Raw genomic sequence first — 22,757 nt, 5'->3', positions numbered from 1 at the left:
GTCAGCGGCGTAGTCGTAAGCCACGGGTCGTGCGGTGAAAACCGGCCGACGACAACGCCTGCAGCAACGGGTGCTCCGAGCGCAGCGCCGGCTCACCGTCCACGGTCTCGACGGTGAGCCCGCGCAGCGCGGGGCCACTCGGTCCGCTCGGCCGGCCGGTGACGGCCTCGGCCAGCGCACGGGCGGCCGCGTCGAAGACGGCAGGATCGTCGGAGAACGTCAGCACGGTCTTGCCGCCTCGTTCGACGTAGAGGACCAGCGCGCCTTCGACGAGTACGACGAGTGCACCCGCCCGTCGACCAGGTCGGTGCTGTCTGTCTTCCGAGCGGTCCGGCCACGGCAGCGCCGCACCGAACGGGTTGGCCGGATCCGCGGCGGCGAGCACGATCGCGTCCAGTGACTCCGGAGGCGGGACGTCCCATGGATTACGAGGGGTGGCAATGGTTTTGCCGCTCGCCCGCAACCGGTCCACTGCGCCGGCGCCGCCGAACTGCGCTGCGCCAAGCCCCTCTACGAAGTAGCCGCGGCGCACGCGGCCGGACTCCTCCGCAGCGGCGAGCACCCGGTAGACGCCGGCGAAACCGCCCGGAACCCCTTCGGCCTGCGCTGCGCCCCGGGTGACGATGCCGTGCCGGTCCAGCAGGACCTCTGCTTGCGCGAATGCCCTTGCTGTCGGGTCGGTTTCGACCTCCGGGAGGGCGGCCCAGCGCCCGGTCGACGTCGGGGGTCCGGTGCGGGACGGCATGGCCGGCCGGGCGGATCGACGCAGGCCACCGATCCCGGCGCGCCCGTGTCGAGACTGCCGCGGACCGGCTGATCGGGTCTTGTGGGCGGTGCGGCCACCGGCCAGCAGGGCCCGCACCGGCCCGAAGGTGTCGCCGCTGACTCGACCGGACCAGACGAGGCCCCAGAGCGCAGAGAGCAGTTCGTCGTCGGCGACGCGCTCGCCACCAGCGTGTACGGCGTCGCTGAGGGCACGGAAGAAGTAGGCGCCACCGCCGTCGAGGGCCGTCAGCAGGTCGCGGTGCAGCGGCGTCAGGTCGACGGTCTCGTCCGGAGGGGAGAGTGTCAGCGGCGCGGTGTCGGCGACGTGCAGCGACACCCAGCCGTCATCTCCGGGCAGCGCCGCGTGACCTTGCCAGACCACCTCGCCACTTGCCATCAACTCATCCAGCATCCCGGGGCCGTATGACGTGACTCGCGTCGGCAGCACCAGCGTCTCCAGGGCGCTGGCCGGCACGCGCGCACCGGCCAATTGCTCGATGGCACGCAGTAATCCGTCCACTCCGCGCAGCTTCCCGCCGACGCCCTGCCACTGCGGCAGGAACGTCACGAGGTCGCGCGGCGGCACCGGCTCGACCTCGGCGCGCAACGACGCCAGCGACCGCCGTTTGATGGTGCGTAGCACTTCGGGGTCGCAGTAGTCGATGCCGTGCACGCCGCCGCCGAGCTCGGCGGGCAGGAACTCGCCCTCGATGAGTCGGCCGGCACTCACGAGGCGGCGCAAGGCGTCGTGCGCGACCGCCCGGCCGACACCGAGCGCGCGGGCGGCAGCGACGTCCGGGAACGGGCCGTGGGTGCGGGCGTAGCGCGCAACCAGGTCACCGAGCGGATCCTCGGCCGGCTCGAGGAAGGCTGCCGGCACTCCCGGTGGTAGCGCCACACCGAGCGCGTCGCGCAGCCGGGCGGCATCCTCGACCGCGGCGTAACGGGTGGCCTCGGCCGACCGGAATTCGATCAGTCGACGCGCCTCGACCAGCCCGGTCAGCCAACCGGCGACCTGATCACGGAGATCCTCGCGGGTGCGGACGCGGACCTCCTCGGCGGTCAACGCGCCGAGCACCCGCACCAGATCGGCGACATCCTCGGCGTCGCGCGCCTGCCGCTCTTCGGTGAGTCGCTGCAGCCCGGCCTCGGTCTGCGAAATTACTTGCGGGTCAAGGAGTTCGCGCAGGGAGGCGCCCTCGCCGGTGCCGAGCAGATCGGCCAGCAGCGAGGGGTCGAGGGATAGCGCGGCGGCACGTCGCTCGGCCAATGGCGAGTCGCCCTCGTAGAGGAACTGCGCGACATACCCGAAGAGCAGGCTGGTCGCGAACGGTGACGGGCAGGCGGTGTCGACCTGCACCACCCGGATGCGACGCGCCGCGACGTCCCGCATCAGCTGGGTCAGCCCGGGCACGTCGAAGACGTCCTGCAGGCACTCGCGCACGGCTTCGAGCACGATCGGGAACGACGGGTAGCGCGAGGCGACTTCGAGCAGTTGCGCGGACCGCTGGCGCTGCTGCCAGAGCGCCTGCCGGCGCCCCGGGTTGCGGCGCGGCAGCAGCAGAGCGCGAGCCGCGCACTCGCGGAATCGCGATGCGAACAACGCTGATCCGCCGATCTGTTCGGTGACGATCTCGGTGACCTCGTCGGCGTCGACCAGCACCTGGTCCAGCAGGTCTGGCGACTGCGCGAGGGTCTCGTCGCCGAGGTCGGGCAGCCGCAACACGATGCCGTCGTCACCATGCATCGCTTGCACGTCGACGCCGAACTTCTCGCGCATCCGGGCCGCGATGGCGAGGGCCCAGGGTGCGTGCACCGGCGCGCCATACGGCGAATGGACGACGACCCGCCAGTCGCCGAGCTCATCGCGGAAGCGTTCGACGACGATCGCCTGGTCGTGCGGCACCTGGCCGGTCGCCTCGCGCTGCTCGCGCAGATAGGCGAGCAGGTTGTCCGCCGCCCACTCGTCGAGACCGGTCGCCTGCACCCGAGCGCGGGCCACCGACTCCTCGGCGGCAACCACTTCGCGCACGAAAGCGCCTACGGCAGCGCCCAATTCGACCGGTCGGCCGGGGGAGTCACCGCGCCAGAACGGCAACCTGCCCGGCTGCCCGGGAGCCGGCGAGACCAGCACCTGGTCGTGGGTGATGTCCTCGATGCGCCAGCTGCTCGTGCCCAGCGTGAAGATGTCGCCGACCCGCGACTCGTAGACCATCTCCTCGTCGAGTTCGCCGACGCGGCGGCCAGGACCCTCCCCGGATGCGAGGAACACGCCATACAGCCCACGGTCGGGGATGGTGCCGCTGCTGGTCACCGCGAGCCGTTGCGCGCCGCGCCGGCCGGTGAGGGTGTCGGTGATGCGGTCCCAGACGATGCGCGGCCGCAGCTCGGCGAATTCGTCGGACGGGTATCGGCCGGCGAGCATGTCGAGCACCGACTCCAGCACCGTCCGGGGCAGGCTCGCGAACGACGCGGTGCGCTGCACGAGCTGCTGCAGCTCGTCGACGGTCCAGTCGTCCATGGCGCACATCGCGACGATGTGTTGGGCCAGCACATCGACCGGATTGCTCGGCACCGCAAGGGATTCGATCAGACCCGACCGCATGCGGTCCACGACGACGGAGGTCTGCACCAGGTCGCCGCGGAACTTCGGGAACAGCACGCCGTGCGACACCGCGCCGACCTGGTGACCTGCTCGACCGACCCGCTGCAGACCACTCGCCACGCTCGGCGGCGACTCGACTTGGATGACGAGGTCGACCGCGCCCATGTCGATGCCGAGCTCCAAGGAGCTTGTCGCGACGACCGCCGGCAGCCGACCGGACTTCAGCGAGTCCTCGATGTCGGCGCGTTGATCCTTGCTGACCGACCCGTGGTGTGCCCGGGCCAAAACGCCTGGTGCTCCGGCGGATTGGCCTGCTTGTCCCATCACGTGTGCGGGTGGTGCGTCGCCCGCTGTGGCCGGCTCGGCCGGTTGCCGGTCGGCCCAGATCTCGTTGAGCCGGGCAGTCAGGCGCTCGGCGAGCCGGCGTGAGTTGGCGAAGACGATCGTCGACCGGTGCTGCGTGATCAGATCGACGATGCGTTCCTCAACGTGCGGCCAGATCGACGAACGCTCGACGGGGCCGGCGGCTGGACCGGTGAGATCGTCGGTGACCTGTCCGAGTGCGGTGAGGTCCGGCACCGGGACCACGACGTCGAGCTGCCACGACTTGTCGGCGTGTGGCTGCACGGTGGTGACGGGGCGGCCACCGGCGAGGAACCGGGCGACTTCCTCGACCGGGCGAACGGTGGCGGACAGACCGATGCGTTGCGCCGGCTTGGGCAGGATCGCGTCGAGCCGCTCCAAGGAGAGGGCCAGGTGCGCGCCGCGTTTGGTGCCGGCGACCGCGTGCACCTCGTCGACGATGACGGTCTCCACCCCGGCGAGCGCCTCGCGGCCGGCCGAGGTGAGCAGCAGGAAGAGCGACTCCGGGGTGGTGATCAGCACATCGCTCGGACGCCGGGCGAAGCTGCGCCGGTCGGCGGCCGGGGTGTCGCCGGAGCGGACCGCGACGCTGACGTCGGGCGCGGGCAGGTCGAGTCGCTCGGCGGCGTGCCCGATCCCAACCAGCGGCGAGCGTAGGTTGCGTTCGACGTCGACCGCGAGCGCCTTCATCGGGGAGATGTAGAGCACCCGGCAGCGCTTCATCGGGTCGTCGGGCACCGCCTCGCGCGCCATCTCGTCGATCGCCCAGAGGAAGGCCGACAGCGTCTTGCCGGAGCCGGTCGGCGCGACGACGAGGGTGTGCTCGCCGCTGCTGATCGCGCGCCAGGCGCCGTCCTGGGCGGCCGTGGGCGCGCTGAAGGAACCCTCGAACCACGCGCGGGTGGCAGGGGAGAAGCGCTGCAAGACGTCATCGGGCATGTGGGGCTAGCTTCGCACCGAGCACTGACACCCGCTCCGGCCCGGGTGACGGGAGCCGGGCAGCTTAGCGGCCCCGGGCCGCGTCCGGCTCGACCCGCAACGCGGTGAACGCGGTCGCGAGCATCCGGTAGTGCCCCACCAACAGCAGGAACTCCACGCACCCGCGCTCGTCCAGCTGCTCGCCCAGGGACGCCCAGGTGGCGTCGGACAGGTCATCGGTGGCGAGCAGTTCGTCGGTCGCGGCGAGCAGGACCTGCTGTCGTGCGCTGAACACCGTCGGGTCCGGCGCCGCGCGGAGGATCGCGTCCACCTGTTCGCCGGTCAGTCCCGCTCGTCGGCCGATCCGGCGGTGATGAGCCGCCTCGTAGGCGCTCCCGCGCCGCTGCGCGACCCGCAGGATCACCAGCTCGCTGTCGCGTCGGGGCAGCGACCCGAAGGGCATCAGGGTTGCCGCGAAGCCGAGCCAGCCCCAGAAGGTGCGGCGCCCCCGGCCGAGCACGGTGAACACCGCGGGCGGCACGGTGCCCGTCGCGCGGCCGGCCGCCCGCGCGAAGGCCGCGGCCAGCGGCCCGTTGGTGCGCCACGTGCCGGGGGAGACACGGGCCGGCATCAGCGCGGCTCCCGCCATACGGGCGAATCCGGTTGTGCCGTGGTGAATTCCGCGCGCTCGTCGCGCGCGATCTCCAGGGCGCGTTTGAGGTCGGGCATCGGCTTCAGCTCGGCGACGCGCTGCGCGATCATCCGGCCGGGAAGCAGCGGCGCGATCCACCACGGCGCCCAGATCAGCCGCGCGCGGCGGTTGATGCCGCGCTCCAAGGCGTTGATCGCGGCGCTCAGCGGAGTGACGACCGTGACCGACTTGCGACCGCCGAGCAGCGTCGACCCGGCCTGCGTGCTGAACCCGCGGCTGGTCATGTCGGTGTCGAGTTCGGCGTAGTAGGCGACACCGACGCGGGCGCCGGTGCCGTGCAGCTCCCAGCGCAAGGTGTTGCCGATCGCTTCGACGGCCGCCTTGGACGCCGAATAGGCACCCATCAGCGGCGCGTGCACCGCGGCTGCGAGCGACGCGGTCGCCAGCGCGTAACCGCCGCGGTGGGCGATCAGCGGAGCCGCAGCGCGCAGCGTGTAGTAGGTGCCGAGCGCGTTCACCGCCAGCGTGCGCTCCATCACCTCCGGGTCGCCACCGACCATCGGCACCTGCTTGGCGATGCCGGCGTTTGCGACGACGATGTCGAGCCCGCCGAGTGCGTCGGCGAGTTCGGGTATGACGCCGTCGACCTGTTCGCGGTCGGCAACGTCGAGCTCACGCCACGGCGCCCGTATGCCGGCAGCCGTCTGCTCCAGCAGCTCTGGCTCGAGACCGGCCAGCGCCACCCGCGCACCGCGCTCGCTCAGTCGCTGCGCCAGCGCGGCACCGATGCCACGGGCGCCGCCGGTGATCAGGACTCGCTTGCCGGACAGCCGATCGTTGCTCATGGTCGCCCAACCTACGCGGCCGTCAGCGCGTGCGTAAGTCGAAACGGTTGCGGGTTGTGCGCGGCATCGGCGGTTGGGGCGTGCATAAGTCGAAACGGTTGCGCCCTGTGCACGCTGCGGGTGGCTGGGGCGTGCATAAGTCGAAACGGTTGCGCCTTGTGCGCGGCATCGGCGGTTGGGGCGTGCATAAGTCGAAACGGTTGCGCCCTGTGCACGCTGCGGGTGGCTGGGGCGTGCATAAGTCGAAACGGTTGCGCCTTGTGCGCGGCATCGGCGGCTGGGGCGTGCACAACTCGAAACGGTTGCGCCCTGTGCACGCCACGCGGGCTTGGGGTGTGCATAAGTCGAAACGGTTGCGCCTTGTACGCGGGGTCGGCGGCCGCGCGCACCCGTCAGACCTCCCGGCGATGCTCCGGCTTCACCGGCTCGGCCAGCCCGGCGTAGGTGTCGGGACGGCGGGTGGCGAGGAACGGGAAGAGGTCGAGCCAGTCCTTGCGCTGCGCGAGGTCGAGGTCGGCGACCAGCACCGCGGCCTTGTCACGCGGCGCCTGCACCAGCACCCGCCCATAGGGGTCGACGATGAAGCTCGACCCGTAGAAGGTGATGAGCCCCTCGGTGCCGAACCGGTTGGGCACCACGATGAAGAGCCCGTTGGCGATCGCGTGGCCGGTGATCGTCGCCTGCCACAGCGGCTCGGTGTCGAACTCCGGATGGTCCGGCTCCGAGCCGATCGCGGTCGGGTAGGCGAGCAGATCGGCGCCGCCCAGCGCGTAGGAGCGGGCAACCTCGGGAAACCACTCGTCCCAGCAGGTCGGTAGGCCGAGGTTCACCTGCGGATCCGCAAGCGGCACAACGGGATACGCGTCATCGGGTGGGCCGGGGCGGAAGTACTTGTCCTCGTAGTAGCCCGCGGTGACCGGGATGTGCGTCTTGCGGGTGCGGCCGACGAGCTCGCCCGACGGCGCCACCAGGATGGCGGTGTTGAAGCCGAGTCCGTCGCCACCATCGTTGCGCTCGTAGAGCGAGGCATGCACGTGCACCCCGAAGTCGCGCGCGGCCGCGCGCGCGAAGGTGACGGTCGGGCCGTTCTCCAGGTCCTCGGCGATGTCCGACGGCGTGCCGGTCGGCAGCGTGTCCGCCGGGTAGCGCGAGAGCGTCAGCTCGGGCAGGAAGACCACCTGGGCGCCTGCCTCGGCGGCCTGCTGGATGCCGCCGCGCAGCGTCTCGACCAGCGCCGCGGGATCGTCCGCCCATTCGTGTTGCACCAGCGCGACCCGCAACGGCGGACGGCCGGGCTGTTCCACCCGGGCGAGGGACGGCGGGATCTCGGGCGCGACGATGAGCTCCATGGCGCCAGACTGGCACACAGACGACCATGCTGCGCCGCCTACCCTGGGCTGCGTGAAGCATTCCGAATACCGACGCCTGATGTCGGACGAGTTCGGCTCGGCATACGCCGGCGTGCTCGGCAGCACGCACGTGCTGCAGGCGCTCAGCGATCGCACGCCGGACGAGGCCCTCGCCGACGGGGTCAAGCCGCGCCAGGTCTGGGAGGCGATCTGCGATGACCTCCAGGTGCCGCCCGAGCGCCGGCTCGGTAAGGATCTGCCGATCCGCGAACGCCGGGACAACTGAGCGCCGTCATCGCACCGGTGCACCGGGGCCGAGCGGCAGGCCGATCGCCCACCAGAGGAAGAACAGCGCGGTCCAGGTGATCGTCATCGCGATCGCCAGCGGCAGGGTGTATGACGCGAGCGTCCCGATGCCGGCACTCTTGCGATAACGCTGGAGGAAGCCGAGTGCCATCACGAAATACGGACTCATCGGGGTGATCGCGGTCGACCCCGAGTCGGCGATCCGGAAGAGCGCCTGCGTGGTCTCCGGCGGCACCGACAGCAGCATCAGCGTCGGCACCAGCACCGGCGCGGCGATCGACCACATCGCCGACCCGCTGGTCACCAGCACGTTCACCACGCTGAGCAGCGCGAGCACCATCAGGAAGATGATCGGCGCCGGCACGTTGGCCTGGTCGAGCAGGTCTGCCGACTTGACCGACAGCACGTCACCGATGTGCGTCCAGTCGAAATACGCCAGGAACTGAGCGATCGCGAAGAACAGCACCAGCACCGGCGCCATCTGCTTGATGCCGTCGGCCATCAGCCGCGGAGTGTCGCCGAGCCCCTTGAGTGCGCCGGTGCGCAGCCCGTAGACAATGCCGGTGACCCCGAACAGCACGGCGATCACGAACGCGATGCCGTCCAGGAACGGCGACTCGGCGATGCTGCCGCCCTTGCCGCGCAGCGGTGATCCGGTCGGTATGACGAGGGCTGCGAGCACGACCAGCATGCCGAGCAGCGTGAAGCAGGCGGCCCGCACCGCGGTGCGCTCGCGATGGCTGAGGTGCAGCGAGCCGAGGTCCTCCAGGTCGAGGTCCGGGTCCGGGTCGAGATCGGGTCGTTTGGCCAGCACCCAGCGGGTCACCAGGGTGATGACCGTGGCGAGCAGCAGCGACGAGGCGATGTTGAAATACCAGTTGCTGACCGGCGAAACCGTGACGTCCTTGTCGACCAATTGCGCTGCGGCCGTGGTGATTCCGGCGAAGATCGTGTCATTCGGCGTCGGCACGGGGCTCGCGTCATACCCCGAGGCGATGGAGGTGTAGGCAACGACGATGCCGAGGATCGGTGATCGGCCCACGGCGCGGAAGGCGAGGCCGCCGAGCGGCACCAGGATGATGTATGCCGCAGCCGACGCCACGTGGGACACCGTGCCGAGAAACGCGACCGCGAAGACCACCGCTGACGCCGGCACGCGGGACACCCCGAGCTTCATGACGGCAGCGAGGAAGCCGGTGCGCTCGGCGACCGCGACTCCCATGATCACCACCACGATGGTGGCCATCGGCGGAAAGGTCGCGAAGTTCTCGACGGCGGTGGACATTGCCATCGCCAGGCCGTCGCCGCTGAAGAGGTTGCGCACCGCGACGGTCTTGTGGTCGCTCGGCGACACCACGCTGACCCCGTTTGCGGCCAGCACGGCGCTGATCGCGCCGAGGATGAGTGCGAGGATCCAGAACAGCCAAAACGGTGACGGCAGAGCGTTGCCCACGCGTTCGACGACGCCCATGGCGCGGATGACGAACGGCAGCCGGTCCTCGCTGCGCTCCTCCGTGGGAGAAGTGGTGGGGGTGCTCATCGCGATACCTCCGCGGTGGTGAGTCGGTGCTGGCCGAAGAACTTCCACATGACGTCCTCGGCGTGGATGGTCGAGGTGACGTAGCCGCCGCCGGAGTAGGTGCTGGTGCCCGGCCAGACGTGACCGCCGCCGCTCACCGCCACGTGCCGCACGCTGGTGCCGGCGGTGCAGCCGGACCAGTCGACGATCTGCACGTCACGACCGATGGTGCGCACCTTGGGGGTGGCCGCGCACCTGTCCCGTGCGGCCCATCCGTCCACGTAACTGCGAATCGGCGGCAGGCCCCGATCCGGGTCGCCGGCATAGGGGATCGTGGCGTCACCGGTTCCGTGAATTTCCAGCACCGAAGCGGGTTTTGCGGTGTTGCAGCCTTCCGTCGCCTGCGGGTAGAACGCGCCGGCGACGGGCGCGAAGGCAGCGAACCGGTCGGACATCCGGCAGGCGAGCAAACCGACGAATCCGGCGCCGTTGGACTTCCCGGTGGCGTAGGTGCGGGTCGGGTCGACGCAGTATTCCGACTGCAGCCGGCCCAGCAGGTCACTGGTGAAGCGCACGTCGTCCACACCGGGTGGGGAGTAGGGCGCGCCCTGGAATGCCTGCCGGTAGCCACTGCCGGTGCCGATCTCACCGTTCGGATAGGCAACGACCGCAGGTAGATTCGACAGACCGGAGAATCCCTCGATCTCGGTGCCGGTGCTGCCGCGCCCGTGATAGGCGACGATCAGCGGCCAGTCCGAGCGCTTCTCGTAGTCCTTGGGCAGGTGCAGGATGTAGCTGCGAGTGCGTCCGCCGCTGGTGATCTCGTACTTCGCGCTCGCCCCCGTCTGCTGGTCTGTCGGCCGATCGCAGGTAGTCGAGGCGGCAGTCGCCACCGAGCGGACGGGTGGCGCCGCGACCGCGGGGCCGGTCAGTGCAGTGACGAACCCGAGGCTTCCGGCGAGGACTCCGAGGGCGCGGATCTTCTTCATGGGCAGTTCCTTTCGGCCGGATCGAGGGTGTGGTCGACCCACCGAAGACACCTGGTGGTGCTCGGTCGAGGGGACGGGAGGAAATCAGGCGGTGAGCCACTCCCGGAGGTAGTCGACGAGGGTGCGAGTTGCGGCGTCGACGATTGCCCGGCCCTGGTCGGCCGTGACGGTGGTGGGATCACCCAGCACGCCGTTGGTGCTGAGCTGGTCGTAACGGCGGGCCAGGGAGGGCGCGGCGCGACGGGACAGCCGGGACAACGGGTCCAGATCATCGAGGCTGGTCGCTCCCGGCGCGAGCAGCTCGGTGCGCACCAAATGCGGTGCGAGGTAAAGCATTTGGGCGGTCTCGGACTCACCGCAGTGACCGGTGACCTCGGTGCGGTTCATGGTAGCGATCGCCTCGGTCGCCAGAGCGGGCACGGCCGACCAGGCGAACTCGACGTCCGGCAGGTCGTGCAGCAGGTCCTGGGCGAGCGCAGCAAGGGTTGCGTTGTTGCCGGCGTGGCCGGTGAGGATGAGGATCCGGCGCCAGCCGTGCCCGGCGAGACTGTCGACATACTCCCGGGCGACTGCGAGGAAGGTCGCCGGGCGCAGGCTGACCGTGCCGGCGAAGGAGAGGTGGTGCGGTGACACACCGACCGGCAGGCTCGGGCCGATCACCGCGCGGCCATCCATCGCACCGGCGGCGCGGTCCGCGACGGCTTCGGCGCGGATCAGGTCGGTGGCGAGCGGCATAGCGGGACCGTGTTGCTCGAACGCTCCGGCAGGGAGGATCACGATATCGCCGCGCGCGACCGAAGCCGCCGCCTCCGCCGTGGTGAAATTGCCCAGCAGGTATGGCGATTCGGTCATTTTGCGACACGTCCCTTCGGCGCGGAGAGCGTGCTCCGGATCGCTTCGAGGTGCCCGCGGGTCAGCTCCTCCGCGCGCTCGGCGTCCCCGGCCCGGATCGCCTCGACGATCTGCACGTGCTCGGCGTGGTCGCGCTCCCGGTCGTCGTAGCGATGCCGGATCTCGACCTGCTCGCGTGAACGGATGTGCAGCAGCGCCTCGATGGTTTCGGCGACCAGCCGGTTGCCGGTCGCGGCGGCCACCGCGACGTGGAAATGCACGGCCGGGCGTTCGTCGCCGCGTTGGGGCGAGAGGGCGTTGGACACCGCGGTGTCAAGGGTCGCCAGGTCGGCATCGGTCCGCCGCCGGGCGGCCTCGGCGGCGATCGCCGGCTCGAGCAGCAGTCGGGTGCCGATGAGTTCGGCGATCGCATCGGCAGGCGCATCGGCATGCTGGTTGACGACCATTCGCCGATCGAGCCCGTCCCCGACATACGTGCCGGAGCCGTGCCGGAAGCGGACGATGTCGGTGGCCTCCAGCCGGCGCAGCGCTTCGCGCACGGTGGGCGTGGTCACCTCGAAGCGCTGCGCGAGTGCCCGACTGGACTCGAGTGCATCGCCGGGGCGCAGTCCGCCCGTGACGATGAGCTCGACGATCTCGTCGGCGAGGCGACTGGTCAGCGAAGTCTGTGCGGTCACGAAAGTGACTAGATCACTTGATGACCTGATGTGTCAAGGGTCACATCAGGCGACGAGCTCGGTGAACGCGCGCGCGGCCGGGCTCGGGTTGAGCGCCCTCCACCCCAGGTATTCCACCCGTTCCGGCCCGTCAGAGACTGCGACGCGGGCGATGGAGCGCCGGCGTGGGATGACGCCGGGGGCGAGGAGCGTGATCGCGAGATGGCGCTCGACCAGGTCGACCAGCAGCTCCGCGGTGGTCGACTCGAACGGCACCGATCGCACCAGGCCCGCAGCGTCGAACGCCTCGTCCGACTGCTGGCGACCGCTGGTGCCGGCCGGGAAGTCGGCAAAGGCGTCGTCCGCAAGGTCTGCCAGCCTCACCCGGCGGCGTCCGGCCAACCGGTGATCGGCCGCGACCACGGCGACCAGGCGATGGCGGTCGAGCGCCCGATGTGCCACGCGTGGAACCGAATTCGCCGGCAGGCCCAAGAAGCAGACGTCGAGCTTTCCTGCTTCGATCGCCTCCTGCAGCTCCCCGCTCGCGCCCACCACGAGCGACACCCCGACTTCGGGGTGGGCCCGGTTGAAGCGTTCGATCAGGCGAGGGAGGTCCACCGCGGTCACGGTGGGAATCGCCCCGATGCGCAGCGATCCCCGCAGCAGGCCGGCGGCTCCGGCCGCGTCGGTTGCCGCGCGGTCCGCCGCTTCCAGGCAGGCGCGCGCAGCGGGCAGGAACGCCTCCCCTGCAGCGGTCACCTCGACCCGGCGGCTGGTCCGGGCAAAGAGCGGCACACCGAGCTCGTGCTCGAGTGCCTTGACCTGGTGACTCAGTGCCGATTGCGCGACGAAGCATTGCGCGGCCGCACGGGTGAAATTCCGCTGCTCGGCCACGGCGAGGACGTAACGCAGCTGTTGCAACTCCATGAGATCAATCGTGCAGCACGATTGTTGTCATGTCATCCATGTCTTGGACAGATTGATCGTGCGCGCCGAGTCTGGAGTCATGACCGCAATCTCGGACCTACGCATCCTGCTCGCGACGGCCGTCGCACCGACCGTGTGGGGCACGACCTACGCGGTGACCACCCAAGCGCTGCCGCCGGGTCATCCGCTCTTCGCCGGGCTCGCCCGGGCATTGCCCGCCGGCCTGCTCGCACTCGCGGTCACCCGCTCGCTTCCGCGTGGCTCCTGGTGGTGGCGTGCGCTCGTGCTCGGCGCCCTCAACATCGGGATGTTCTTCCCGCTGCTCTTCCTCGCCGCGGAGCGGCTGCCCGGCGGGGTCGCCGCCACCCTCGGCGCAATCCAACCGCTCGTCGTGGCCGCTCTTGCCGCCGGGATCCTCGGCGAGCGGCCGACGCCTTGGCGTCTCGGGGCGGGCGTGCTCGGTGTGATCGGAGTCGGGCTGGTCGTGCTCGGCCCGACCGCGCGGCTCGACGTAGCGGGCGTGTCCGCCGGTCTCTGCGGCGCCTTGTGTATGGCGCTCGGCGTCGTGCTCTCGAAGAGGTGGGGTCGCCCTCCGCAGGTGTCGCCCACGGCGTACGCAGGATGGCTGCTCACCGGCGGAGGACTGGTGCTCGCGGCACCTGCCCTGCTGGTCGAGGGTGTCCCGACCGACGTGACGGCCAAGGGATTCGGTGGGTACGTCTGGCTCGGGCTGGTCGGCGGACTGCTCGCCTACACGCTGTGGTTTCGAGGTGTGCGGGCGCTGCCCGCGGCGCCGACCGCGATGCTCGGCCTGCTCTCCCCGCTGACCGCGGCGGTGATCGGTGTGGTCGCGCTCGGCGAGCACCTCACCGGCGTGCAGGTCGTCGGGATGGTCGCGGCCCTGACTGCACTGGTGGCGAGTCAGCGCACGGGACGGCCCGGCCGACGGGTGAGGCGCCCCGCGGTGCCGAGCGCGCGGGCGAAGCGCCCCGGCACCATGCTGCGGTTTGTCGCGCAGGCTGCGATCTGGGGGTCGAGTTTCAGCCTGATCCGGCTCGCAGGGGAGGCGTTCTCGCCTGGCGCACTGGTGCTTTCGCGGCTCGCGCTTGCGACGCTGGTGCTGGTCGCGGTCGTGCGCTGGCGCGGGGACCGACTCGTGCGCGGCCGCCGCGGCTGGGCGATCACCGCAGTCGGCGCACTGCTCGCCAACGTCGTGCCCTACCTCCTGCTCACGTATGGCGAACGCGGCACCACCGCTGGGGCCGCCGGTGCGCTGATCGGTCTGACGCCGCTGCTCACCGTGCTCGTCGCCGCCGTGGCCCTGCGCGGCGAGGCCAGCACGCGCCGGGTCGTCGTGGGATTCGTGATCGCATTCGCGGGGATTGTCATCGTCGTCAATCCCTTCGCCGGCGAATCGAGGGTGATCGGTGCGCTGCTTTGTCTCGGCGCGGCGACGAGTTATGCCGCAGGGTATGTGTGGGCGCGCCGGTTCCAGGCCGGCACCGGGAGCGCACTCGGTGTGGCGGCCTCGCAGCTGGCCGCGGCCACCGTCATACAGGCCGGGCTGACGCCTGCGCTCGGCCTGCGGGTCGGCGCGATCACACCCACCGCGCTCGGCGCGGTGGTCATCCTGGGGGTCGGTGCGACCGGCTACGCGTCGTTGCTCTACTTCCGGCTGGTGCGCGACATCGGCGCCGCGCGCGCGGCATCCGTCGACTACCTGGTGCCGGTCTTCGCGATCGCGGTTGGCGCCATTACCGCCGGCGAGTCCGTCGGAGTCCCGGTCGTTGTCGGCGTCGCGCTCATCCTGGCCGGCCTCGGAGTCGGAGAAGGGCAACTGCAGCGTATCGCCAGGCGTCGCGCGCGGCCCGCAGAGACCACCTGTGCTCCCGTCCTGTCCTGAACGAAAAACAAGTAACCACAAGGAGATCCGCCATGAACACCACCAATGTCATCTCGATCATCGACGAAGCTCACGACGCCCTGCGATCGGCCGCTCGCAGGCTCGGGCCGGCCGACCTGGCCCGTCCTTCGGCCTGCGCGGACTGGAGCGTCGGGCAAGTGCTGGAGCACGCCGTGCTCGACCAGGTCATCTGGGCCGCGGGCATCGACGGCGGTCCCGGGCCGGAGGGCGATCCCTTCGCGCCGACCGGTGCGCCGGCGACCGGGCTCTCGGCGTATGTCGATGCTGCCCTCGTCCGCGCCCGCGACGCTTGGGCGACGGTTGACGGCGGCGCGGCGCAGGTGTCGACGCCGTTGCCGCAGGGGCCGCAGGCCGCCGATGTCGCGGCGGCGATGGCCGCGTTGGATGCGGCGGTCCACGCCTGGGACATCACCTCGTCGCTCGGTGCCCCGAGCCCGCTGACCGACGGGCTCGCCGCCCAGCTCGACCCCGCGGCGCGAGCTCTCGTCGAGCCGTTGCGCCAATGGGGCGCCTACGCGCCAGCCCTCGCCGGGCAGGACGGCGACGACCCCGCGGCGCGGCTGTTGCGCTTCCTCGGCCGCGACCCGGGGCGCACCGTCGAGGCGCGCCTGTGACACGTGCTATGTAAGCAGCGCATACATAGGCTGTATGCTGGAGGAATGGTGGACAAGCAGCAGGCGAGCTACCATCACGGCGACCTGCCCGCGACGCTGGTGCGGACGGCCGTGGAGATGCTCGACGAGGACGGCGAGGTCGAACTTTCGCTGCGTGCGGTGGCACGCAAGGCGGGGGTGTCGAGTGCTGCGCCATACCGGCATTTCCCCGACCGCATCTCACTGCTGTCGGCGGTTGCGGCCGTGGGCTACCAGGAGTTGATGGCCGGGCTCGCCGCCCGGCACCCCGAGCCGGCCTCGACCACCGACCTGGCCGATCTCGCCGTCGCGTATGTCGAATTCGCGCTCGACCGGCCGGGGCTGTTCCGGGTGATGTTCGCCGAGGGCTGTGATCGCACCAGCCCCGATCGGGTGGCCGCGGTCGACGCGATCCACGCCTACCTGCGGGAGGCGGTCGGCCGGGTGATCGAGACCGACGACCCGGCCGCCACCGCCACCGGCATGTGGGCGCTGGTGCACGGGCTGGCCTTCCTCTACCTCGACGGCAAGCTCGATGCGTCGTCGCGCAAGGAGGTCGCCGCGCGCATCCGGCAGACCGTGGTCGCCATGCAGGAGGCCCGGTCGAGGTGACCGGCCCGGCCAGTCAGTCCGGTCAGTCGTGGTCCGGCAGCAGCAGCACCTTGCCGACCGAACCCGCCGAGTCGAGCAACGCCTGACCCTCTGCGGCGTCGCGCAACGGCAGCTTCGCCGAGATGACCGGACGCACGGATCCGTCTGCGATCAAAGGCCATTCGCCCTCGCAGACTGCCTCGACGATCTCCGCTTTCGAACCGGGACCGGTGATCGGCCGGTTGCGCACGTTGGTGCCGATGACCCGGGCGCGCTTGCCGATGAGTTCGGCGATATTGAGCTCGCCGACCAGGCCGCCCTGCATGCCGATGATCACCAGTCGGCCGCCCGGCGCGAGAGCCTTCACATTGGGGCCGAGGTAGCTCGCCGCCATGATGTCCAGGATGACGTCGACCTGTCCGGCGAGTTCCTCGGCGAAGTCCTGCTCGCGGTAGTTGATCACGATGTCCGCGCCGAGCTCGCGACAGCGCTGCGCCTTGTCCTCCGAGCCGACGGTCACCGCGACCTTCGCACCCAACGCCTTCGCCACCTGTATGGCGTGGGTCCCGATGCCGCCGCCACCGCCGTGCACGAGCAGCGCCTCACCCGCGCGCAGGCCGGCCTCGACCACGAGGTTGGACCACACGGTGCTCGCGACCTCCGGCAGCGCGGCCGCGTCGACGACCGAGACGCCGTCGGGGATCGGGAGGAGCTGGCCGACGGGAACGACTGCAAACTGGGCATATCCGCCACCGGCGAGGAGTGCGCAGACCGGGTCGCCCACCGACCAGCCGGTCACGTTGGCGCCGACCTGCGCGATGGTGCCGGAGATCTCCAGGCCCATGATGTCGGTGATGCCCGCAGGCGGCGGGTAGAGGCCCAGCCGTTGCATCAGGTCGGCCCGGTTGATGCCGGCGGCCTGCACCTTGACCAGCACCTCGTCCGGGCCGGGCTCAGGAGTGGGCACCTCGGTCAGCCGCAGGTCCTGGGTCTTGTCCTCGACAGTAATCGCTTGCATGAGTTTCCTTCGTGGGCTTGAGATTTGGTGGATCGGGTCGGCGCTCACTTGACGCCGGGCACGCGTCGCAGCAGGCGGAAGGCCGCCGTGACGGCCCGCGCGTAGAGCGCCGGACTGACTCCGTCGGGTGCGCCGACGGGCAGGACGCGTTCGACGGCGATCGTCTGGGCGTCGGTGTATTTGGTGATGCCGTGCTCGCCGTGGCGACTACCGATGCCGGAGGCCTTCATCCCGCCCATGGGCGCGTCGATCGAGCCCCACGTCGCGGCATACGCGTCGTTGACGTTGACCGTGCCGGCCTGCAGCCGGGCGGCCACCGACCGTCCGTGCTCCGGATCCGACGTCCAGACACTGAAATTCAGCCCGTATTCGCTGTCGTTGGCCCGGGCGATCGCTTCCTCCTCGGTCGCGACCCGGTAGAGCGAGACGACCGGTCCGAAGGTCTCGTGCGCGAACACCGTCATGTCGTCGGCGACGTCGGTGAGGATGGTCGGCTCGTAGAAATGCGGGCCGAGGTCGGGCCTTGGCCGGCCACCGGCGAGCACGGTCGCGCCCTTGTCCTTGGCGTCCTGGACATGGTCGGTCACGGTGCCGAACTGCTTGGCGGAGATGAGCGAGCCGATGTCGCCCGAGTAGTCGAGCGCCGGGGAGAGCGTCAGCGCGCGGGCGGCCTGCGCGAACTTCGCACTGAACTCCTCCCACAGCGTCGCCGGCAGATAGATGCGCTCGATCGAGATGCACAGCTGACCGGTGTTGGAGAAGCATGCGCGCACCGCACCGGCCACCGCCTTGTCGACATCGGCGTCGTCCAGCACGAGCAGGGCGTTCTTGCCGCCCAGCTCCATCGAGCAGTCGATGAGCCGCTCGCCGGCCTGGGCCGCGACGGTGCGGCCGACGGCGGTCGAGCCGGTGAACATCAGAAAGTCCGACTGCTCGATGATCGCGCCGCCGAGCTCGGCCCCCGACCCGGTGACCACCTGCACCAGACTTGCGGGAAGCCCTGCCTCCTCGAGCAATTCGACCGCCCAGAGTGCGGCGAAGGGCGTTTGCTGGTCGGGCTTGGTGAGCACGGCGTTGCCGGCCATGATTGCCGGGAGAGCGTCGCTGATGCCGAGGGTGAGCGGGTAGTTCCAGGGCGAGATCACCCCGACCAGACCCTTCGGGTGGCGCAGCTCGGTGACCTTGGTCAGGGCGAGCTGCACACCCTGGCGGCGCTTCGGCTGCAGGTAGTCGGCGGCGGTGTGCGCGTAGTAGCGCGCGTTGAGGCAGACGTCCATGATCTCTTCGAACGCGTGCCGGCGAGCCTTGCCGTTCTCCAGCTGGATCAGGTCGAGCACCTCGTCCTGCCGCTTCAGCACCAGGTCGTGGAAGCGCAGCATGATGGCGGCGCGATGCTCGAACGACGTTGCGACCCAGGCGGGTTGGACGGCGCGCGCTCGCGCGGCCGCCGCTGCGACGTCGTCGGGGGTGCACCGCGGCACCTGCCCGAGGTCATCGCCGGTCATGGCGTTGCTGACGACGAGTGCGGGCCGTTCGCCGACGGTCTGCACCCGTGCTGCCAGGGAGTCCAGACGCGCCGGATTCACTGATCCGAGAGCCGTTTTCGTCGCGACGGTCGCACTCATGCGCGCTTCGCCACCGAGATCGGTGCGGGCAGGTGGAGCGCGATCTGCACCTCGGTCGCCACCTCGAACTGCAGGGGCCGGATGGTCTCCAGCGACCGCAGGTCGTCCGACACGCGGCCGTTGCCGAGCTCGACGTCGACCTTCCGCGGAAGGAGTTGCACGCCGGAGGCGAGCACGTTGGTCTGGCTCAGTGTCGAGAACCAGTCGTCGCCGATCTGGGTGTATGACGTGAGCGATCCGACCTTGCTGCCGCTGGGGTAGTGCTTCTGCTTCGGGGTGCGCGCCGTCAGCGCGATGTCGGTGCCACCGGTGTCGTTCGCCACCCGCGCGGACGTGTGCGCGTCGTCGATGTCGACGTCGAGCTCGGTGACCCACTTGGGGAAGCCGTATCCGTCGTGGCCGCGCACCTGCGCGATCTGAGTGTTTACCGGTAGCGACATCACATACGCGTAGAGGTGGTTGTTGCCCAAAGCCGTTGCCAGGTCGGCAAATCCGACGTGACCGTGGCGCGCCGGCCGCACCGCGGCACCGACGGCCGCTTCGGTGTAGAAGTCGATGTCGGCGACGTCGTAACGGAAGAACATCACGAAGGCGAGGCCGATGCCGGGCGCCACCTCGAGCGGGTCCAGCTCGCGGGGGAGGCGCGAGCGGATCGCGCCGGTCTTGGCCAGGTAGGTGAGGCGCGCGGTGGAGTTGCGGTAGTAGAAGTTGGGCGTGAGCGTGGTGCCGATCGGCGACTCCACCACGGTCTTGGGGATGCTCCGGAAGAAGCTCACGTCGCTGACGCGCGGATCACGCGCGACCTCGTCGAGGTCGGGATTCATCCGGAAGCGGTCGTAGTACCCGCCCTTCGGCACCGGAACGGTGTGCGTGCCGAGCGTGACGTCGACGGTGTCCATCCTGCTCATCTCCTCGAATGTATGCACTGATTACATCGAGCATACTCCTGGTGTAATCAGTGTCAACATGAGTCGAGCCCGGGTCCTCGTTCGATGGGGGAGGGCCCGGGCTCGGTCATCCGCCGTGCCGGTCAGCTAGCTGGTCAGTTGAGAGCGTCGTGCAGGAAGTCGATCGCGACCTGACGGGCCAGGTTGGCGGCCTTGGTGTCGCGCAGGCTGTCCAGCAGCAGGAAGTCGTGCACCATGCCGGCTACGCGCATCGAGGTGACGTCGACGCCCGCTTCGCGCAGCTTGTTGGCATACTGCTCGCCCTCGTCGCGCAGCACGTCGGCTTCGTCGGTGATCACGAGAGTCCTTGGCAGGCCACGCAATTCGTCGAGCGATGCCTGCAGGGGAGCTGCGTACTTCTCCTTGCGCTTCTCGGGATCGGTGGTGTAGGCGTCCCAGAACCACTTCATGCCGTCGCGGGTGAGGTAGTAGCCCTCGGCGAACTGCAGGTATGACGGGGTGTCGAAATCGGCGTTGGTGACCGGGTAGAGCAGCGCCTCTGCCGTGAGGGCGAGGCCGCCGCGGTCCTTGTTCATCAGGGCGAAGACTGCCGACATACATCCGCCGACCGACTCGCCGGTGACCGCGAGGCGTGAGGTGTCGATGCCGTACTCCGCACCGTGCTGCGCGACCCACTGGCCGACCGCGTAGTTCTGCTCGACCTGGGTCGGGTAGCCCTTCTCCGGGGCGCGGTCGTAGACCGGGAAGATGCCGACCGCGCCGGCGCCGACGGTGAGCTCGCGGAAGAGGCGGTCGTGGGTGTGCTCGTCGCCGAACACCCAGCCCGCGCCGTGGATGTAGAACAGGCCCGGCAGATCACCGGTGACGCCCTTGGCTCGGATGATGCGGGTGCGGACGGTGCCCCACTCGCCGGCGTCGACGTCGACCCACTGCTCGTCGACGTCGGGGCGCTCGACACCCTCGCCGCTTTGCAGGTCGGAGAGGATCTTGCGCCCCTCCTCCGGCGGCACCTCGTAGATGCGCGGGTGCGGATCGGTCGCGTCGGCCAGTTCCTTGGCCTCGGGCTCGAGGTAGGGGGTGATGGGCGGGGGAAGCTCGGACATCGTCACTCCTTGTGGGGTCGGACTGCTCGGACGGAATGGGTGCTGCGTCTCGGCCAGCACGGCGATGAGTTGCTTCGCCAGCTGCTCCGAGGATTGGGGGTTCTGGCCGGTGTAGAGGTTGCGGTCGACCACGATGTGCGGCCGCAGCGGGAAGCCCTTGGAGTAGTCGGCGCCGGACTCCTTCAGGCGGTCCTCGAGCAGCCACTTTGCTTTCCAGGCAAAGGGATTCAGCCGTTCTTCGCGGTTGGACAGTCCGGTCATCCGGTAGCCCGCGAACGGCCAGGAGCCGTCGGGGCTGCGGGCGGCGAGCGACGCCGCGGGCGCGTGGCAGAGCAGTGCGAGCGGTCGGCCCGACGCGAGCCGCGCGCTGAGCAGCGCCCCGGACGTCTCGTCGACCGCGAGATCCTCCATCGGCCCGTGACCGCCGGAGTAGAAGACCAGGTCGTAGTCGACCTGGTCGACGTCGGAGAGATTGGCCGGGTGCTCCAGCACCGGTGCCAGGCGCTTCGCCTCGGCGCCGATCTTCCTGGTCTTGGCGGGCAGGCCGCCGGAGATGCCGAGGCTGAGCTTGTCGATCACCGGCTCCTTGCCGCCCGGCGTCGCGACCGTGACGTCGAAGCCGGCCGCGGTGAAGAGCTCGTAGGGCACCACGAACTCCTCGGCCCACACTCCGGTCGGGTGCAGCGTGCCGTCCCGCAGCGTCCACACGTGTGCAGCGGAAAGGACCATGAGGACGGACGTCATGCGGGCTCCTCGGGGAGGTGGGACGACAGCGACGACGGCCACTGTGTGCGGTGCTTACATCACGCTAGGCAAGGATGTGAGCATCGTCAACACCGCACCGTAGGTTGGCGCCTCGTGGCCTGTCGTCTCGCGCTGGGTACCGTCGGGATATGTCGGTTCCGGACCAGGTGCGCGCGTGGGACCCGGGCGTGCCGGGCGTTCGCGAAGTGCTGCACGCGCGGTGGGCCGACCACCATTACCCGGCGCACACGCACGACGCCTGGACTGTGCTGATCGTCGACGACGGCCGCATCGGGTATGACGTCGACCGGCACCGTGACGCAGCCACCGCCGGAGCCGGTGTCACCCTGCTGCCGCCGCACGTGCCGCACGACGGGCATCCGTTGACCGCGAGTGGTTTTCGCAAGCGGGTCGTCTACCTGGAGACCGCCGCGCTGCCGGAGCGGCTGATCGGTCGTTGCGTCGACGCACCGCTGCTGCTCGACGACCGGTTGCGTGCGCAGGCGTCGTTGCTGGACGGCGCGCTTGCGGCGGGGGAGCGGCCCGCCGCGCGCGACGCACTCGCCATACTCCTCGAACGCCTCGAATGGCACTTGTCCGGGCATCCGGCGCCGAACCGTGCGGCACCGATCGAGCGTGCTCGGCTCGCCCGTCGAGCCCGCGACCTGCTCGACGCCGACCCGATCGACCCGCCGACCATCACCGAGATCGCGCGGGGATTGGAGGTGAGCGCGGCATACCTGATCCGTGCGTTCACAAGGGAATTCGCCATACCTCCGCACCAGTATGTCGTCGGGCGCCGCCTCGATGCTGCACGCCGGCTGCTCCTCGACGGCCGGCCTGCGGCCGAGGTCGCCGTCGCGACCGGCTTCTACGACCAGGCCCACCTGCACCGGCACTTCCGGAGATTGTTGCGGACCTCACCCGGCCGCTTCCGTGCCCGGACAGGCGAGGTCAATTTCGTACAAGACCGGTGAGCGGGGCCGAAAGACCATGGCCGCATGGATCAATCCGCCGATCAGCTGACCCCGCCCTTCGCGACCAAGGTCGCCGTTCTGGTGCGCGACGACCTCGCCACCTGGCAACGGCTCAACGTGACCGCGTTCCTCGCAGCCGGCATCGCGGCGGCGTATCCGGAACTGGTCGGCGCGCCATACACCGACGGTGACGGCGGCAGCTACCTGCCACTGCTCGGTATGCCGGTGCTGGTCTTCGAAGGGGGCGCGCACACTCTGACCAACGCTCGTGCCCGAGCAGCCGGGCGCGGCATACGCGCAGCGATCTTCACCAAGGAAATGTTCGAAACCGGTCACGATGCCGCGAATCGCGCTGCCACCGCTGCGGTTCCGACCGATGACCTCGACCTGGTCGGCATCGCGGTGCACGGCCCGAAGAACGCGATCGACAAGATCCTCAAGGGCGCTTACCTGCACCGGTGAGACCCGGACACCCGGGCCGCCGCAGAC

At 70.0% G+C, this 22,757-nt stretch carries 19 protein-coding genes; 6 read left to right on the top strand and 13 right to left on the bottom strand.

The genetic code is table 11. The features are described from left to right. Window position 1: 1 nt before the first annotated feature. The 4 genes from N2M23_RS07805 to N2M23_RS07790 all read right to left on the bottom strand — a co-directional run bounded on the left by N2M23_RS07805 (window position 2) and on the right by N2M23_RS07790 (window position 7,497). The gene (locus N2M23_RS07805; protein WP_265444552.1) at window positions 2-4,672 is read right to left on the bottom strand and encodes an ATP-dependent helicase; all 4,671 of its coding nucleotides are present in this window, start codon (window positions 4,670-4,672) and stop codon (window positions 2-4) included. 64 nt (window positions 4,673-4,736) lie between these two features. Next, a complete protein-coding gene (locus tag N2M23_RS07800) occupies window positions 4,737-5,282 on the bottom strand; it encodes a carboxymuconolactone decarboxylase family protein (protein WP_265444550.1) in 546 nt (181 codons plus the stop codon). Next, window positions 5,282-6,148 (bottom strand): SDR family NAD(P)-dependent oxidoreductase, encoded by an 867-nt coding sequence (locus N2M23_RS07795; protein ID WP_265444549.1) that lies wholly within the window; start codon window positions 6,146-6,148, stop codon window positions 5,282-5,284. Before N2M23_RS07795 ends, N2M23_RS07800 begins: the two co-directional genes overlap by 1 nt. Before the next feature lie 392 nt (window positions 6,149-6,540). Continuing rightward, window positions 6,541-7,497 (bottom strand): nitrilase-related carbon-nitrogen hydrolase, encoded by a 957-nt coding sequence (locus N2M23_RS07790; RefSeq protein WP_265444547.1) that lies wholly within the window; start codon window positions 7,495-7,497, stop codon window positions 6,541-6,543. Window positions 7,498-7,549: 52 nt separating this feature from the next. Between N2M23_RS07790 and N2M23_RS07785 the strand changes: the two genes are divergently transcribed. Continuing rightward, complete coding sequence (locus N2M23_RS07785; protein WP_265444545.1) at window positions 7,550-7,783, top strand: DUF3046 domain-containing protein; 234 nt, start codon at window positions 7,550-7,552, stop codon at window positions 7,781-7,783. A gap of 6 nt (window positions 7,784-7,789) precedes the next feature. On the opposite strand, the gene N2M23_RS07780 is transcribed toward N2M23_RS07785, so the two are convergent. The 5 genes from N2M23_RS07780 to N2M23_RS07760 form a co-directional block, all read right to left on the bottom strand. Further along, complete coding sequence (locus N2M23_RS07780) at window positions 7,790-9,343, bottom strand: AbgT family transporter (protein ID WP_265444544.1); 1,554 nt, start codon at window positions 9,341-9,343, stop codon at window positions 7,790-7,792. Next, entirely contained in the window at window positions 9,340-10,311 is a 972-nt protein-coding gene (locus tag N2M23_RS07775) for a CE1 family esterase (RefSeq protein ID WP_265444543.1), read from the bottom strand. The genes N2M23_RS07780 and N2M23_RS07775 overlap by 4 nt, the downstream gene beginning before the upstream one ends. Window positions 10,312-10,395: 84 nt before the next feature. After that, window positions 10,396-11,163 (bottom strand): creatininase family protein, encoded by a 768-nt coding sequence (locus N2M23_RS07770; RefSeq protein ID WP_265444542.1) that lies wholly within the window; start codon window positions 11,161-11,163, stop codon window positions 10,396-10,398. Then, window positions 11,160-11,840 carry a FadR/GntR family transcriptional regulator gene (locus tag N2M23_RS07765; RefSeq protein WP_265444541.1) on the bottom strand — a complete coding sequence of 227 codons (681 nt, stop codon included), beginning with the start codon at window positions 11,838-11,840 and terminating at the stop codon, window positions 11,160-11,162. Before N2M23_RS07765 ends, N2M23_RS07770 begins: the two co-directional genes overlap by 4 nt. Window positions 11,841-11,885: 45 nt before the next feature. Continuing rightward, window positions 11,886-12,746, bottom strand: a complete 861-nt coding sequence (locus N2M23_RS07760; protein ID WP_265444539.1) for a LysR substrate-binding domain-containing protein — start codon at window positions 12,744-12,746, stop codon at window positions 11,886-11,888. A 79-nt stretch (window positions 12,747-12,825) separates the two neighbouring features. Here N2M23_RS07760 and N2M23_RS07755 point away from each other — a divergent pair, with 79 nt between their 5' ends. The 3 genes from N2M23_RS07755 to N2M23_RS07745 are packed head-to-tail and all read left to right on the top strand — an operon-like array spanning window position 12,826 to window position 15,914. After that, the gene (locus N2M23_RS07755) at window positions 12,826-14,649 is read left to right on the top strand and encodes an EamA family transporter (RefSeq protein WP_265444538.1); all 1,824 of its coding nucleotides are present in this window, start codon (window positions 12,826-12,828) and stop codon (window positions 14,647-14,649) included. A gap of 32 nt (window positions 14,650-14,681) precedes the next feature. Continuing rightward, complete coding sequence (locus N2M23_RS07750; protein WP_265444537.1) at window positions 14,682-15,284, top strand: TIGR03086 family metal-binding protein; 603 nt, start codon at window positions 14,682-14,684, stop codon at window positions 15,282-15,284. A 45-nt stretch (window positions 15,285-15,329) separates the two neighbouring features. Further along, on the top strand, window positions 15,330-15,914 hold the full coding sequence (locus tag N2M23_RS07745; RefSeq protein ID WP_265444535.1) for a TetR/AcrR family transcriptional regulator: 585 nt from the start codon (window positions 15,330-15,332) through the stop codon (window positions 15,912-15,914). A gap of 22 nt (window positions 15,915-15,936) precedes the next feature. Here N2M23_RS07745 and N2M23_RS07740 read toward each other — a convergent pair whose 3' ends face one another. From N2M23_RS07740 to N2M23_RS20950, 4 genes are all read right to left on the bottom strand, one after another. Further along, window positions 15,937-16,911: an NAD(P)H-quinone oxidoreductase gene (locus N2M23_RS07740; RefSeq protein WP_265444534.1), complete on the bottom strand. Its 975-nt coding sequence runs from the start codon at window positions 16,909-16,911 to the stop codon at window positions 15,937-15,939. A gap of 44 nt (window positions 16,912-16,955) precedes the next feature. Continuing rightward, on the bottom strand, window positions 16,956-18,536 hold the full coding sequence (locus N2M23_RS07735; protein WP_265444532.1) for a succinic semialdehyde dehydrogenase: 1,581 nt from the start codon (window positions 18,534-18,536) through the stop codon (window positions 16,956-16,958). After that, a complete protein-coding gene (locus N2M23_RS07730) occupies window positions 18,533-19,444 on the bottom strand; it encodes an acetoacetate decarboxylase family protein (RefSeq protein ID WP_265444530.1) in 912 nt (303 codons plus the stop codon). The genes N2M23_RS07735 and N2M23_RS07730 overlap by 4 nt, the downstream gene beginning before the upstream one ends. A 134-nt stretch (window positions 19,445-19,578) precedes the next feature. Then, a complete protein-coding gene (locus N2M23_RS20950; RefSeq protein ID WP_341870583.1) occupies window positions 19,579-21,291 on the bottom strand; it encodes an alpha/beta hydrolase fold domain-containing protein in 1,713 nt (570 codons plus the stop codon). Window positions 21,292-21,440: 149 nt separating this feature from the next. Here N2M23_RS20950 and N2M23_RS07715 point away from each other — a divergent pair, with 149 nt between their 5' ends. Both N2M23_RS07715 and N2M23_RS07710 read left to right on the top strand, forming a co-directional pair. Beyond that, complete coding sequence (locus N2M23_RS07715; RefSeq protein ID WP_265444529.1) at window positions 21,441-22,268, top strand: helix-turn-helix transcriptional regulator; 828 nt, start codon at window positions 21,441-21,443, stop codon at window positions 22,266-22,268. Window positions 22,269-22,292: 24 nt separating this feature from the next. After that, on the top strand, window positions 22,293-22,730 hold the full coding sequence (locus tag N2M23_RS07710; protein ID WP_265444528.1) for a DUF2000 domain-containing protein: 438 nt from the start codon (window positions 22,293-22,295) through the stop codon (window positions 22,728-22,730). Window positions 22,731-22,757: the final 27 nt, after the last annotated feature.

Source organism: Flexivirga meconopsidis, assembly GCF_026162425.1.
GTDB classification, from domain to species: domain Bacteria; phylum Actinomycetota; class Actinomycetes; order Actinomycetales; family Dermatophilaceae; genus Flexivirga; species Flexivirga meconopsidis.
This window is presented reverse-complemented; position numbering and strand designations above follow the sequence as displayed.